At 45.5% G+C, this 14618-nt stretch carries 9 protein-coding genes and 4 pseudogenes; 7 read left to right on the top strand and 6 right to left on the bottom strand.

Going from position 1 to position 14618, the window contains the following annotated elements:
• Positions 1–697: IS630 family transposase (locus DA100_RS07730; RefSeq protein WP_138971648.1), on the top strand; the 697-nt coding region annotated here is incomplete at its 5' end.
• On the opposite strand, the gene DA100_RS07725 is transcribed toward DA100_RS07730, so the two are convergent.
• From DA100_RS07725 to DA100_RS07715, 3 genes and pseudogenes are all read right to left on the bottom strand, one after another.
• Positions 689–1306 (bottom strand): hypothetical protein, encoded by a 618-nt coding sequence (locus DA100_RS07725; protein WP_138971647.1) that lies wholly within the window; start codon positions 1304–1306, stop codon positions 689–691. The two genes, DA100_RS07730 and DA100_RS07725, sit on opposite strands and share 9 nt — an antisense overlap.
• Before the next feature lie 374 nt (positions 1307–1680).
• On the bottom strand, positions 1681–2118 hold the full coding sequence (locus tag DA100_RS07720) for a heme-binding protein (RefSeq protein ID WP_138971646.1): 438 nt from the start codon (positions 2116–2118) through the stop codon (positions 1681–1683).
• Positions 2119–2174: 56 nt separating this feature from the next.
• A pseudogene (locus DA100_RS07715) lies at positions 2175–3137 on the bottom strand (malate synthase A); the annotation flags it as partial.
• 349 nt (positions 3138–3486) lie between these two features.
• Here DA100_RS07715 and gcl point away from each other — a divergent pair.
• The 6 genes from gcl (at position 3487) to DA100_RS07685 (ending at position 12546) form a co-directional block, all read left to right on the top strand.
• Complete coding sequence (gene gcl, locus DA100_RS21585) at positions 3487–6084, top strand: glyoxylate carboligase (protein ID WP_138971645.1); 2598 nt, start codon at positions 3487–3489, stop codon at positions 6082–6084.
• A gap of 297 nt (positions 6085–6381) precedes the next feature.
• Positions 6382–7524, top strand: a complete 1143-nt coding sequence (locus tag DA100_RS07705; RefSeq protein ID WP_138971644.1) for a sugar diacid recognition domain-containing protein — start codon at positions 6382–6384, stop codon at positions 7522–7524.
• Positions 7525–7705: 181 nt separating this feature from the next.
• The gene (locus DA100_RS07700; protein ID WP_138971643.1) at positions 7706–9058 is read left to right on the top strand and encodes a GntP family permease; all 1353 of its coding nucleotides are present in this window, start codon (positions 7706–7708) and stop codon (positions 9056–9058) included.
• A 22-nt stretch (positions 9059–9080) separates the two neighbouring features.
• A complete protein-coding gene (locus tag DA100_RS07695; RefSeq protein ID WP_138971642.1) occupies positions 9081–10217 on the top strand; it encodes a glycerate kinase in 1137 nt (378 codons plus the stop codon).
• Positions 10218–10444: 227 nt separating this feature from the next.
• Positions 10445–11059 carry a TetR/AcrR family transcriptional regulator gene (locus tag DA100_RS07690; RefSeq protein WP_138971641.1) on the top strand — a complete coding sequence of 205 codons (615 nt, stop codon included), beginning with the start codon at positions 10445–10447 and terminating at the stop codon, positions 11057–11059.
• A 221-nt stretch (positions 11060–11280) separates the two neighbouring features.
• Complete coding sequence (locus DA100_RS07685) at positions 11281–12546, top strand: DEAD/DEAH box helicase (RefSeq protein WP_138971640.1); 1266 nt, start codon at positions 11281–11283, stop codon at positions 12544–12546.
• A 16-nt stretch (positions 12547–12562) separates the two neighbouring features.
• Here the strand turns inward: DA100_RS07685 and DA100_RS07680 are convergent.
• From DA100_RS07680 to DA100_RS07675, 3 pseudogenes are all read right to left on the bottom strand, one after another.
• A pseudogene (locus tag DA100_RS07680) lies at positions 12563–13482 on the bottom strand (IS5 family transposase).
• Between the two features lie 54 nt (positions 13483–13536).
• Positions 13537–13857: pseudogene (locus DA100_RS21580) on the bottom strand (transposase); the annotation flags it as partial.
• Between the two features lie 441 nt (positions 13858–14298).
• Positions 14299–14618, bottom strand: a pseudogene (locus DA100_RS07675) (2-dehydro-3-deoxyphosphogluconate aldolase); the annotation flags it as partial.

The raw sequence follows: 14618 nt of genomic DNA, 5'->3' as shown, positions 1-14618 counted from the left end.
TGATTATACGGTCTCTGGTATGAACAAATGGCTTCACCACAATGGCTTTAGCTACAAGCAACCGAAAGGCGTTCCACACAAGTTTGATAAAGCAAAACAGCAAGCATTCATAGAGGCTTATGAAGCTCTAAAGGCAAGCTGTGGCAAGGATGAATCGATAGTCTTTATCGATGCAGTTCACCCAACCTTATTAACAAAAATATCTCATGGCTGGATACGTACTGGTCAGGCTAAAGTGATTGAAACAACGGGCAATCGTAGCCGATTGAACATTATTGGCGCACTAAACCTGTCAGATATTGGTGCCACCATCGTTCACGATTACGAGAGTATTAACAGTGAAAATATTGTTCGCTTTTTCTGTAAGTTAAGAGAGAGTTATCCATTAGCCCATAAGCTTCATATCATCTTAGATGGTGCGGGATATCACCGCAGTGACTTAGTCAAAGATGCAGCGTTTGTCCTAAATATCGAACTACATTATCTTCCACCTTACAGTCCAAACCTCAACCCAATTGAGCGGCTTTGGAAGGTAATGAACGAGCAGTCGAGGAATAACGTTTACTTCAAAAATAAACGAGACTTCAAGGAAGCCATCGATCAATTTTTTACTGTGACTCTTCCAGAGATCGCAGGTTCACTGACGTCTCGAATCAATGATAATTTTCAGGTACTCAAGCCTGCATTTTCAAGTTGATTGGGTATATCCACTAAGACAAGTCAATGATGAACTAAATCCACTCTGCTTTTGTATGTTGCAATTTAGCCAGTGTTTTTTGATTTTCCAATCATTGTTTATCATTGTTTTGATAAATAGTTGTTTTAAATCTTCAGGTTTTCTTCTTTTTTTTGTTGCTTTTTCGTTTGATCTTAACGGACTTAAATATATTTTTTTTAGACCATAAAAGGTAGGGTGACTCAATGTTTTTATATTGTTTTTCTTCAGTTCATGTCTTTCGTCATGTCTTTCGTCATGTCTTTCGTCATGTCTTTCGTCATGTCTTTCTTTATGGCTATCGCACATGAGCTTATTGAGGCTTTCCTTAACGTTTCCATTTGTATTTAAGTATATTTTTTGTAACTTGCCTGAATAGAGGATTACGGCATCTTCCCATTTTTGGTCTAATGGACGTTTTGTTTTTTTTCTCCAATTAATATCACATAGAATATCAAACAATAAATTGTCTAATTTTGTATAATAGTATGCAATTTTTACATTTGATATTGTCTCTTTGTTATTAATTTCACTTAGGATTTTGTTTATGTTTGTTTTGGCCAGTTTGTGAAATTCGCTTATGTTTTTCATAACTCTTCATATCTAGTGTAACAATGCCAATTCATATGTTTACCATACATGACCTATGGATACATTCTATGTAAAAAATAATAACTATTATTGCTTCGAGATTTTTATTCTATATTTTAATTTTTTTAATGATTTCTTTGTTAATTGGTTGGCATTTTTTCCTAGCTGTTCGTAGGATTTCTTACTTAAAAAGATAGGTTTTAATGTGAGGAAATGTTGGCAATAATCAACAATGTTTACAGTGTTGATTATTAAATTTTGATTATAATCGGTTTCAAGTAATTGAAACCGATTAGGTGCTTGGTTGGTAAGCTATAATTGAACCTAGAGGGTTATGATTATGAATTAGTGGGCCTATTTCTTTAGCTAGTTAGCTAAGAGATGGCTTCGTCTGAGTAGAGTCGTGCGTGATCAATGCCTCCTAGTGCGCAAGACTCGTCAATATCTGACAGATCACCGCTGACACCAACCGCGCCAAGGATGTTTTTTTCTGCGTCTCGGATCAGTAACCCACCGGGTACTGGAACCATATTACCGTGAGCCAATACGTTAACGGCGGAGATAAATGCAGGACGGCTGTCGGCATCCTGAGCGAGTTTCCTCGACGAACAACCGAGCGCGAGTGCCCCCCAAGCTTTAGCGATGGCGATGTCTGGTCGCATCATACTAGAGCCATCTTGACGTTGCAGGGAAATGAGCTTACCCCCGCTGTCGAGAACAGCGACCGTAAGCGGTGCGCATTTGTTCTTTAAGCCTGCCTGAAAGGTGCCGTCTATGACGGACAGTGCTTGTTCTAGAGTTAAACTTCCCATGTTATCTCCTGTTAACGTTTACCAGCCTGACCTACACAATGTAAGTCAGCGAGGTATTACTCAGCTCCTTGTAGAAGCTGATAGCTTGGTAAGGTCAGGAAGGTGGCGAACTCTTTTGCTGTCGACAGCTCGAAGAAAAGGTCAGCGGTTTGTTCAAAGCGGCCAGCAGCAAATCGAGTGTCGCCCACTTCCTGTTTAATGGTGTCGAGCTCTTGGTATAACCATTGGTGGAAGAGCTCTTTGGTAAAGGTTTGTCCGTCGTCGAGTACGACGCCATGATGTATCCATTGCCAAATGTTGGCACGTGAAATCTCCGCGGTTGCAGCATCTTCCATCAGGCCATAAATTGGCACACAACCATGACCTTGGATCCATGCTTCGATGTAGTAGAGAGCAATACGGATGTTTTTGCGCACGCCTGCTTCGTCTCGACTACCTTCACATGGCTTAAGCAGTAAATCGGCTCCTATTTCGTTGATTGGACTAACGAAATCAAGTTGGTTGGCTTTGCCATTAAGGTTCTTTTCGAATACCGACATTGCGAGGTCAACTAGCGCTGGGTGAGCCACCCAAGTACCATCGTGACCATTGCGTGATTCACGCTCTTTATCTTCGATGACCTTGGCGGTCACGCGCTCCATCTCTGCGGGATCTTTAGCTGGAATAAAGGCCGACATCCCCCCCATCGCGAGTGCTCCTCGCTGGTGGCAAGTACGCACTAACAGCTGGCTATAGGCATTGAGGAACTCTTTGTCCATCCCGACCACATGACGGTCAGGAAGAATGCGATCAGCGTGATTTTTCAACGTTTTGATGTAGCTGAAAATATAGTCCCAGCGGCCACAGTTCATTGTGACGATGTGATCGCGCATGGCATACAGCATTTCATCCATCTGGAATACGGCTGGTAGCGTTTCGATGAGCACTGTGGCGCGAATGGTGCCGCGTTGAACGCCAAAGTAATCTTCGGTGAATGAGAAAACATCATCCCACCATTGGGATTCTTCCATGCTTTCCAGCTCTTGTCATTCCGAATTTGCTTAGTATCAGCGCGAAAGCCTGGCAATTCGCCAGCGTCATAACGCTTTTGTTGTTCTTCGCGAGCTTGCAATAGTGCATCTCTACGCGGTGCAAACTTCTCTACAAGTTTGGTTAGGAAAGAGAGATCCTCTGAGCGCGTGAGGGATTATTTTTATGTAAAGATATTTTATATAAAGCAATGATTTCTAGGCTTTAAAGGGTAAGTGATCGCTTAAAGTAAATGCTCTATGTTGAAAAAATGTTGCATTTGGGGGTTGCCAAATTCTAAATATGATTCATAGTACACAAAGTATCTTTGAATTGTATACAATTGAAATGGAGGTTCGCATGGCAAAGATGAAGGCAATTGAAGCAGCGGTAGAGGTGTTGAAGAAGGAAGGTGTAAACATTGCTTTCGGCGTCCCTGGTGCAGCCATCAACCCAATGTACGCAGCAATGAAAAAGCTTGGTGGAATCGATCATGTTTTAGCGCGTCACGTGGAAGGTGCGTCGCATATGGCTGAAGGTTACACCCGCACCAATCAAAACAATATTGGTGTGTGTATCGGTACATCAGGCCCAGCGGGTACGGATATGATTACCGGTCTTTACTCGGCATCGGCAGATTCAATTCCAATCTTGTGTATTACCGGACAGGCACCACGTGCGCGTTTGCACAAAGAAGATTTTCAGGCGGTTGATATTGAGTCGATTGCCAAACCTGTCACCAAGTGGGCGACGACAGTTCTAGAGCCCGCTCAGGTGCCACGAGCATTCCAGCATGCATTCCATCTGATGCGTTCTGGCCGCCCTGGTCCGGTTCTTATCGATCTTCCGATAGACGTACAGTTAACGGAAATTGAATTTGATATTGATACCTATGAGCCGTTGGAAGCTTACCAACCAAAAGCCACTCGAGCTCAGGTTGAGAAAGCGATGGCAATGCTATGCGAATCAGAAAATCCAGTGATTGTTTCTGGTGGGGGCGTGATTAATGCGGGCGCTGAACAATTGTTGCAGCAATTCGCCGAGATCACTGGCGTCCCCGTCATCCCTACTTTAATGGGCTGGGGTTCTATTGCCGATGACCATGAGCTAATGGCGGGTATGGTTGGCTTGCAGACCGCACATCGTTACGGTAACGCCACTCTACTTGAGTCTGATTTTGTCTTTGGTATCGGTAACCGTTGGGCGAACCAACATACCGGCTCACTGGATGTTTACACTAAAGGACGTAAGTTTGTTCACGTTGATATCGAACCGACGCAAATTGGTCGAGTGTTCTGTCCAGACTTAGGCATTGTCTCTGACGCTAAAGCGGCATTAGAACTCTTGGTTGAAGTGGCTCGTGAGTGGCGAGACGCTGGTAAATTGCCAAATCGTAGTGCTTGGGTGGGGCAATGTCAGCAGCGCAAAGCGACGATGCTACGTAAAACCCATTACACCGATGCGCCAATCAAACCAATGCGTGTTTATGAAGAGATGAATAAGGCGTTTGGTCGCGATACCTGTTATGTCAGCACCATTGGTCTGTCGCAAATCGCTGCTGCCCAGTTCTTACATGTATACAAACCGCGTCACTGGATTAACTGTGGTCAGGCGGGGCCGTTAGGTTGGACAACTCCGGCGGCACTAGGTGTTCGTGCAGCGGATCCAAATCGAGATATCGTCGCTATCTCTGGTGACTATGATTTCCAGTTTATGATCGAGGAATTAGCGGTTGGTGCTCAGTTTAATTTGCCTTACATCCATGTATTGGTGAACAACTCCTACCTAGGTTTGATTCGACAGGCTCAGCGTCAGTTCGACATTGATTACTGTGTTCAACTTGCGTTCGAGAACCAAAATGCCCCCGAACTTAATGGCTACGGTGTTGACCATGTGGCGGTCGTCGAAGGTCTAGGTTGTAAAGCGATTCGTGTTACTGACCCAGAGCAAATGCAGGTGGCATTCGCACAAGCGAAAGCGATCATCAAGGAAGTCGGTAGTGACAACCTGTTTATTCAGTATGACATCTACCACATGCAGATCATGGAAGGTGATTTGGCACCAACCATGTCAGCGAATATCGAGCAAATCGCTCATGTGCAGTTGGCTGCCAATCTACAAAAAGCAGGCTATGACATTGTGGTTTCAGACCATTTCAACCCACCGCCAAAAGATCTTGTGCAAGCGGGAGCGATAGTTTGTCACTCACCAGAAGAGGCAACACGTTTAGCCGATGTGGTTATCCTCATGGTGCCAAACACACCTCAGGTTGAAGATGTGCTATTTGGTGAAAAAGGTGTTGAAGCTGGCCTGACAGCGACTAGCGCTGAGGGCAAATTGGTTATCGACATGAGTTCGATTTCACCAATGGCAACCAAGGCGATTGCAGCACGTATTAATGAAAGTGGTGCTCAGTATCTCGATGCGCCAGTGTCGGGTGGTGAAGTGGGCGCGGTTAACGCCACTTTAAGCATCATGGTGGGTGGTTCACAACAAGCGTTTGATAAAGCCCGTCCACTGTTCGAAGCGATGGGTAAAAATATCACTTTGGTGGGCGACAATGGTGCGGGTCAAACGTGTAAAGTAGCCAACCAAATTATCGTTGCTTTAAACATTGAAGCGGTTTCTGAAGCGTTAGTGTTTGCTTCAAAAGCCGGTGCGGATCCCGCACGAGTCCGTCAGGCTCTATTAGGTGGTTTTGCTAGCTCGAAGATTCTCGAAGTTCACGGTGAGCGCATGATTGAAGGTACCTTCGATCCGGGCTTTAGAATCTCTCTACACCAAAAAGACCTAGATCTTGCACTGACAGGCGCGAAAGAGCTGGGAGTTGCACTACCTAATACCGCCACAGCTCAAGAGCTGTTTGAAGATTGCGCGGCGTTAGGTGGCCAAAATTGGGATCATTCTGCTTTGATTAAAGCGATTGAGAAACGTTCTGATCATTCAATCAGAAAGTAATTCCGTCCGGGGCGTAAAGGATTCCTCTCCCTTTATTGCTCCTTGGGTTTGGTATGAACCCTAAATTTATTGCTACTAAATCGCGTAGTTTTTTGTCTCCTTTTATACGCGTTCCCGTTGTAAGGCAAAAGGTAGGAGTGCTTATCGGGCTCCGTCTTAGCAGGCACCTGGCGTACTTACTTCGGGATTTTTTCTTCTCATTGTGAACTGCGCAATATAGTGAGTTCAGTTAATAGAGGGAGGCTTGTGATATGTTAATCGGGTATGCCGACAGGCTGATATCACAGGGCAAAAGAGATGCAGTTAAATACCCTAATCGCACGTCAAATTGTTGAACGTGCGACGAAAATTATCCAGTTTCCCGTGAACGTTATGGACGAGAACGGACAGATTATCGGATCCAGTGATCCAACCCGTTTACATCGCACTCACGAGGGAGCCTTACTGGCGATTCATGATAACCGTACTATTGAAATTAATCAGACGGTTGCCAGTACACTGATTGGTGTAAAAGAGGGAATCAATCTCCCCATTCTTTATCAAGACAAAGTGATCGGAGTGGTAGGCATATCGGGCCAACCGGATGACGTCAGAAGTTATGGCGAATTGGTCAAGATGACGGCAGAACTGATCATTGAGCAAGAAGCCTTGATGGCACAGATTCAGTGGAACAAGCGTCATCGAGAAGAGTTGCTGATGCAACTAATACAAGGGTCGACCCTAAACGAGAACCAACTGCTATCGATCGCAGAGAGACTGGATCTGAATCTTGCGCAGCCAAGAGTTGCGGCCGTAGTAAAGGTTATACCGAAACAGGGACAGTCATTGACATTAGAGCATTTGCAGAAGCTGGTGCATCTCTTGGACTATCCTGAACGAGACAATATTGTTGGCATAGTCTCTGTGTCAATGAACGAAGTGGTGGTGCTAAAACCAGTGACTCTTGTGGAAGGAAACTGGAACCAGAATGAAGAGAAAGCGCGGGTTAAACGTCTGTTGAAACGCATCGCGCAGGAAGCGGACTTCTCAATTCAGATCGCACTAGGGCAATACTTTTCAGGGGTAGCGGGTTTAGCGCGCTCTTACGAAACCGCTAAAGCGACGCTTGCGAGTGCAGAGAAGAGCAAAGAAGCGATCTTGTTCTATCAAGATCATAAGTTGTCAGTATTGGTTGGCGGACTAAAACAAGACCAATGGAGGCGCTCTCAACTGACGGCACCGTTAGAAAAACTGGTGCGACACGATAGCAAAGGCGTACTTATTAAGACGCTCAGAGTGTTTTTTGATCAAGACTGCGATCTAGCTCAAGCTTGTGCAGCGCTACATATTCACCGCAATACTCTGCGATATAGGCTAGATAAGATAGAAGAAATTACTAACTTAAAAATCAATAAGTTAGATCATAAGGTGCAGTTATATTTAGCACTTGAATGTTTGTAATTTAATAGAGTAATTTGTGCAATGTGACATATTTAGGGCGTCTTGGTCGCTTAAAATTTGTCAGTTTGCATAAAGGAATGATGGTGGAATCACTGAATAATAACCCCGTCCCTACTGACACCCTCAATGTCGGAAATGAGTTCTGGCGTAGAGAACAAACATTACTATAAACGGAGTTATCATGAGTCTGATCCTAATCCTGCTGGGGGTGATAGCCTTTATCGTCCTCGCAACCACCAAGTTTAAGTTACACCCCTTTTTAGCACTCATCGTAGCAGCATTTTTAGCTGCATTTGCTTATGGCTTACCAGCTGACAGTATTGCTAAGACCATCGCTTCAGGTTTTGGCGGCATTCTTGGCTATATCGGCCTAGTGATTGTTCTCGGTACCATAATTGGTGTCATCCTAGAGAAAAGCGGCGCAGCGATTACGATGGCCGATACTGTGATTAAAGTACTGGGCGATCGCTTCCCGACTCTGACGATGAGCATTATTGGTTACATCGTGTCGGTGCCTGTTTTTTGTGATTCTGGTTTTGTCATCCTTAACTCGCTGAAAGAGTCATTGGCAAACCGTATGAAAACATCCAGTGTCGCAATGAGTGTGGCGCTAGCAACGGGTTTATACGCAACGCATACATTCGTGCCGCCAACTCCTGGTCCAATTGCTGCCGCAGGTAATCTAGGTCTTGAATCTAATCTAGGTCTGGTTATTGGTGTAGGTATCTTTGTTGCCGCAACCGCAGCGCTAGCGGGTATGTTGTGGGCTAATCGTTTTAAAGATGTTGAACCTGATGCGGCTGAACAGGCAGAAGAGATCAAGCAGGACTGGAAAGAACTTAAAGCCTCTTACGGCGAGCTGCCGACTGCGGGGCAGGCATTTGCACCAATCTTTGTGCCTATTTTATTGATCTGTTTTGGCTCAATTGCCAAGTTCCCAAGCCTACCTTTGGGTGAGGGTGCGCTGTTTGATGTGTTGGTGTTCTTAGGTCAACCACTGACTGCACTGCTGATTGGTTTGTTCTTGTCAGTACGTTTGCTAAAGAGCGACAACAAGGTTGAAGAGTTTGGTCAGCGTATTAGCCAAGGCATTACCGCGGCGGCTCCAATTCTACTCATTACTGGTGCTGGTGGTGCATTTGGTGCGGTTCTAAAAGCAACACCACTGGGTGAATATTTAGGAACAACCTTGTCTGCTTTGGGCGTCGGTATCTTTATGCCATTCATCGTTGCGGCGGCTCTAAAGTCTGCGCAAGGTTCGTCAACGGTGGCTCTAGTGACTACGTCTGCGCTTGTTGCCCCGATGTTAGCTCAACTCGGACTAGACTCTGAAATGGGACGAGTACTTACAGTTATGGCGATTGGTGCTGGTGCTATGACGGTATCGCATGCGAACGACAGCTTCTTCTGGGTTGTCTCTCAGTTTAGCCGTATGTCGGTTGGACTCGCTTACCGCGCACAAACCATGGCAACCTTGGTTCAGGGCGTGACAGCAATGACACTGGTTTACATTCTAAGTCTTGTTCTTCTGTAACAAGCCAAAATAGGAAACATATATGAAAGTAGTGATCGCTCCAGACTCTTACAAAGAAAGTCTCACTGCTATGGAAGTGGCGACTGCGATTGAAAGTGGCTTCAAAGAAATCATGCCAGACGCAGAGTACATCAAACTGCCGATGGCGGATGGTGGGGAAGGCACAGTGCAATCCCTCGTTGACGCGACTGGAGGCGATATCGTAACGGTTGAAGTGACGGGGCCTCTGGGTCAGCCAGTCACAGGCTTTTACGGACTACTTGGTGATGGTTCGACTGCCGTTATTGAAATGGCGGCAGCATCAGGCCTTCATTTAGTTGAACCTAATGAGCGAAACCCATTACTGACTACCACATATGGCACCGGCGAACTGATTAAAGCGGCACTTGATAGAGGTGTTGACCATATTATTATCGGTATTGGTGGCAGTTCGACCAATGATGGCGGTGTGGGTATGGCACAGGCACTGGGTGCGAAACTGGTTGATGCAAAGGGCGTTGACTTACCATTTGGTGGCGGCGCTCTGGCTGATTTGGTCAGTATTGACTTGTCGGGGCTGGACTCGCGTTTAGCGACCGTACAATTGGAAGTGGCCTGTGATGTCGATAACCCGTTGTGTGGTCCAAAAGGTGCTTCACATATCTTTGGTCCCCAAAAGGGAGCGACGCCAGAAATGGTGGTTCAGCTAGATGCAAACCTTGCTCACTACGCTAAGGTGATTCTTCAGACCAACGGTAAGGATGTGATTGATCAAGCCGGAGCGGGTGCTGCTGGAGGGCTAGGGGCTGCGTTACTTGGTTTGTTTAATGCGACGCTCCGTCCTGGGATCAACATTGTCATGGATGCCGTCAATCTTGCTGAAGTGATCAAAGATGCAGACTTAGTGATTACGGGTGAAGGGCGAATTGACAGCCAAACCATACATGGTAAAACACCGATTGGTGTTGCTCGTACCGCTAAGCTGTATAACTTGCCTGTGATTGGTATCGCAGGCAGTACCGCGCAGGACTGCCGTGTGGTTCACGATCATGGTCTAGATGCGGTGTACAGTGTCGTTTTAGGTGCGACGGACTTACCGACGGCGCTAAAAGAAGCAGCATTTAACGTCGAAATGACCTCACGTAATATTGCGGCTGCGCTAGCAATGAAGTTTGATTAAGTTACCTTATTCTCATGTTTCCAACGGCCACGATTTTAGTGGCCGTTTTTATTTAATGGAAACTTTGGAAGTTTGTTACGATATTATCATTCAAATCTATACTTGGTTTGTCTTATAAGGTACAGGGATTTGCTCAATGAAACGGGCTCTAACCTTTTTGGTAACGTCATTTACCATTGTTAGCAGTTTGTTTACTATGACTTAACAGATTGATATAGGAATACGTAATGACTCGCATTAGGCAGAAAAATCAGGACTTGATCATCGAAGTGGCGAGTGAGCAGTTTGCGACTCAAGGGTACGCTGCGACGAAAATGATCGATATTGCCAAGGCCGCTGATATCCCTAAAGCGAACGTGTTCTACTATTTCAGTTCCAAAGATAAGCTCTATTACGCAGTGCTGCAAACCGTGACTCAGCCATTGCTTGAAGCATCGCGTCCTATTGAAGAGTTGAGCGATCCGGTAGAGGCTTTGAGCCAATACATAGAAGCCAAACTGCGTATTTCAAGGGATCACCCTCATGCGTCAAAAGTGTTTGCCAATGAAGTGATGTCGGGTGCGAAAGCACTGCCAAAAGATATTGGTGATGAGCTTTTTAAGCAGGCTCGAATGATGATGGATAAGTTCTCGACCTGGTCTCAGCTTGGATTTATGGATGATGTTCCCCCTCAACACCTCATGTTTACCATCTGGGCGGCTACTCAGACATACGCTGACTTTGGTTGGCAGATCTGTAATGTGATGCAGAAACCTCAGCTTGATAACGAAGACTATCGTCAGGCTGCTGAGTTTTTAACCCAATTAGTCATCAAAGGCTGCGGAGTTAAGAGCAACGGCTAGGTGATTGAGCTAATTCCTATTCACAGTGATGTCAGAAATAGAGCCATTGCCCGCTCTTTGTATCGTTAATCACGGCCATAATATTCTCCGCTTTACCTATTATTGAATCGCGCCGTGACGCGGGTTTTGATGATATACTCCCCCGCTGGCTGTTCCTGTGAGCTATCACACCATATGGACGCAATCACTGTTTCTTCGCTAGTTGCTAAGGTCGTTAATTCATGCCATTCAGTACTCTTTTACTTAGTCCTGAGCTCGTGAGCTCATTATCTGCTGATATCAGTAAACCTACCGATATCCAAACTCTGGTGATTCCTGAGATATTGGCTGGAAAGGATCTCATCGCACTAGCGAACACTGGGAGTGGTAAAACGTTAGCTTATGCCTTACCACTCGTAGAGAAGATTAAAGCTGACCCTAAACAGCAAGCGGTGGTACTCGTTCCAACACGCGAGTTAGCAATACAGGTAACTCAGGTTTTTAACCAGACAGCGGCTGCGTTTAACTTATCGGCCATCTGTCTATGTGGTGGTGTGGATAAAGCTGAACAACAGCAAGCTCTTTTGCTGCAACCGGAGATCATTGTTGCAACAACGGGTCGTCTGCTTGACCTTATCAATGATGGACTGAATTTGAACAGCGTCTCTTATTTGGTTCTCGATGAAGCGGATCGTTTATTGGATATGGGCTTCTGGCCTGATGTACAAACCATTGCCAGTCGTACTAATCAACAATGTCAGACGGCGATGTTTTCGGCGACTTTTTCAGATCAGCTTAAAAAACAGGCAAGCACCTTGATGCGCAGTGCAATTGAACTTAGCGCTCATCAGCAAAATAGTACTAATAAAGATGTTTCTGAAAGTTTGTATCTGGTTAACAAAGGCAGCAAAACGAAGGCTTTGATCGAGTTGATTCAACAGAATAAGTGGTCACAGGTTTTGGTGTTTATTGGTGCCAAAGAGAACGCAGATGCGCTAAGTAAAAAACTTAATAAGGCGGGTATTTTCAGCCAAGCTCTACATGGAAACAAAGATCAGAATGAACGAGAGCAGATTCTTGCTCAGTTCAAGACAGGTCAGAGTCATGTTCTGATTGCTACCGATCTGTTAGCTCGTGGCGTTCATATCGATCAACTGCCAGCCGTTGTTAACTTTGAACTGCCGATGCATGCTGAAACATACGTTCATCGTGTTGGCCGTACCGCTAGGGCAGGAGAGCAGGGGATGGCGCTTTCATTAGTCTGTCATGGTGAAATGGAGGCGCTGAATGCAATTCGAGCACTGACTCAGCGTGAACTGCCTTTGGCTGAATTGGAGGGCTTTCCGGTAACCGATAAGCCGTCAACTGGTGAAAGCAAACGCGCTCCTCGCGATAAAAAAGCTAACCGCCGCACCCACAGCAAGAAGAGTATTAAACAGTTTCAGGGTAAGGTTAAGCGCTCTGCGCCACGGCTTTGTTGCCGAATTCAACTGAAGAGCGAACGCTAGCTAAATAGCTTGCATTTTAAACAACATACTGAGTTTCAGGCATACCTATCCCTGTGAGCTTGTTGAGTGCTTTGATCATGGCGTAAGTCTCTCCCACTTGTGCGTTGTAATTTCGAAGAGTGAGTGAAGCACCGAGTAGTTGTTTTACGCGGTACATCGCGGTCTCCGACAATGAACGCTTATGGTAACCATACTTCTGTTTCCACTTTTTGTTCGAGCCGTAGAGCTTTGGCAGCCAACTGCCAGATTACGTGGATGCCTCTTTTCCCAGAAAGCTGCACCTTCACGCGGAGGGATTAAAGGTGTCGCTTTCTTAACCCTAATCGCTCTGTGACACTCTCTTGTATCGTATGCACCATCTCCCGAGATTTCCTTGATGGTTCGGCGTGTTTGTTTGAGTAGGTTAGGGAGTACTTCCGCATCGGTCACACCTGATAATGTCAGCTCTGCGGCGATAATTTCATGTGTGTCTGTATCAACCGCAAGATGGAGTTTACGCCAGACTCGACGCTTGCCATCAGTTCCATGCTTTTTCACTTTCCATTCTCCTTCACCGTATACCTTGAGCCCAGTTGCATCAATAGCTAGGTGTTGGATGGTGCCGTGTGTTGAGGCTTTGAAATTAACCTCTACATCCTTGGCTCGGCGACTTATACAGGTATAGTGAGGACAAACCAATGGGACATTCGCTAATTTAAATACTGAGTCAATAAAGCCTTGTAGCGCCCTTAAGGGCAGAGAAAAGATGCGCTTCACCATGAGAGCGGTCGTGATAGCTAAGTCACTAAACAATCGCGGTCTACCACGTCTATGCTGTTTAGATTGTTTCCACTCTGTTATTGCTTCTTCGTCAATCCAGAAAGTGAGTGAACCTCGATTGACTAGGGAGTTGTTGTACTTGCGCCAGTTGGTGGTTTTATAGCGAGGCTTCGGCATTAAATCAAAGTCAGTAAATGAATGTCCCTGATCTGATCGTAAGATTTTGATTTGGTTCATTCGATTTCGGCAACAAAGCCCCTCAGCAATGGCAATCGCATCATTAGCATCATTTTTGTTCCCCACTAGCATCGCTTTAACCATTCGAGCAGGTACGAGCTTCACCGTATGCCCAAGCTTTTCAATTGCACGCCCCCAATAATTTGAGCTGTAACAAGCTTCCATCACAACAGTGGTTGGAGCATATTGCCTTAACGTGTCCAACAATCTATTTCGGCGTACTTGGCAATTCGAAACCGGTCTGTTTTGTCGGTCGAATACAGCAATCTGAAACACATTTTTTGCTAAATCGATACTAATAAGCCTATATTTCATGTTGGTCACCTTTATCCTTGATTCTGTCAAAAGTTAATCATGGCACATTGCGATGCCGAGATAGAGGTGACCATCTCATCACACACCTAAAATTTCTCAAGATGTTCAAATTGGGGATACATTGCGCCGCCTTTTAGGGGAAAGAGGAAGGTTAATCATCCCGAGCATGTAAGGTTTCACCAACAGCCCAAGAACTTTCTCAAAGCTTTTGGTCGGGTTTAATAAACTCTACTTAGGATGAAATATCGTGCACAGTTTATGAAACGCTAGTTTCCCCTACTAAAAGTTATCCGAACTCAGAACATCCAAATGCGTGCTGACGGAGCAAGAAACAAGAAAGTGATGACAACTACCTTGAAAAATTCCGGCAATTTTATTATTGATAATCCCTGAGAGTGAAGACCTTGCCCTAGATTTCTTATCAAGGGTAAGGTCCGTGGTTTAGCTATTCACCAATCCCGCCGCTTCGCGAGTGAGCCTGGCTAAGGTTTCCCAGTCCTTGGCTTCAATGAGCTTTTTATCCACCATCCAAGTACCGCCACAAGCTATAACTCTAGGAATCGAGAGGTAGTCTGAGATATTAGCTGGGCTTATTCCCCCTGTTGGCATAACCTGAATATCTGCATAGGGCGCGAGAAGTGCTTTGAGCATGGAAGTCCCACCAGAAGGCTCTGCAGGGAAGAACTTCAATGTAGTGATGCCAAGCTCTAACGCCGCTTCAACACCACTCGGGCTATTTACACCCGGGATTATATCTATGC

The sequence above is a fragment of the Vibrio sp. Hep-1b-8 genome (assembly GCF_006124995.1).
In the GTDB taxonomy this organism is placed as follows: domain Bacteria; phylum Pseudomonadota; class Gammaproteobacteria; order Enterobacterales; family Vibrionaceae; genus Vibrio.
Note: the sequence above shows the minus strand (reverse complement) of the source record. Positions and strands in the feature narration are given on the sequence as shown.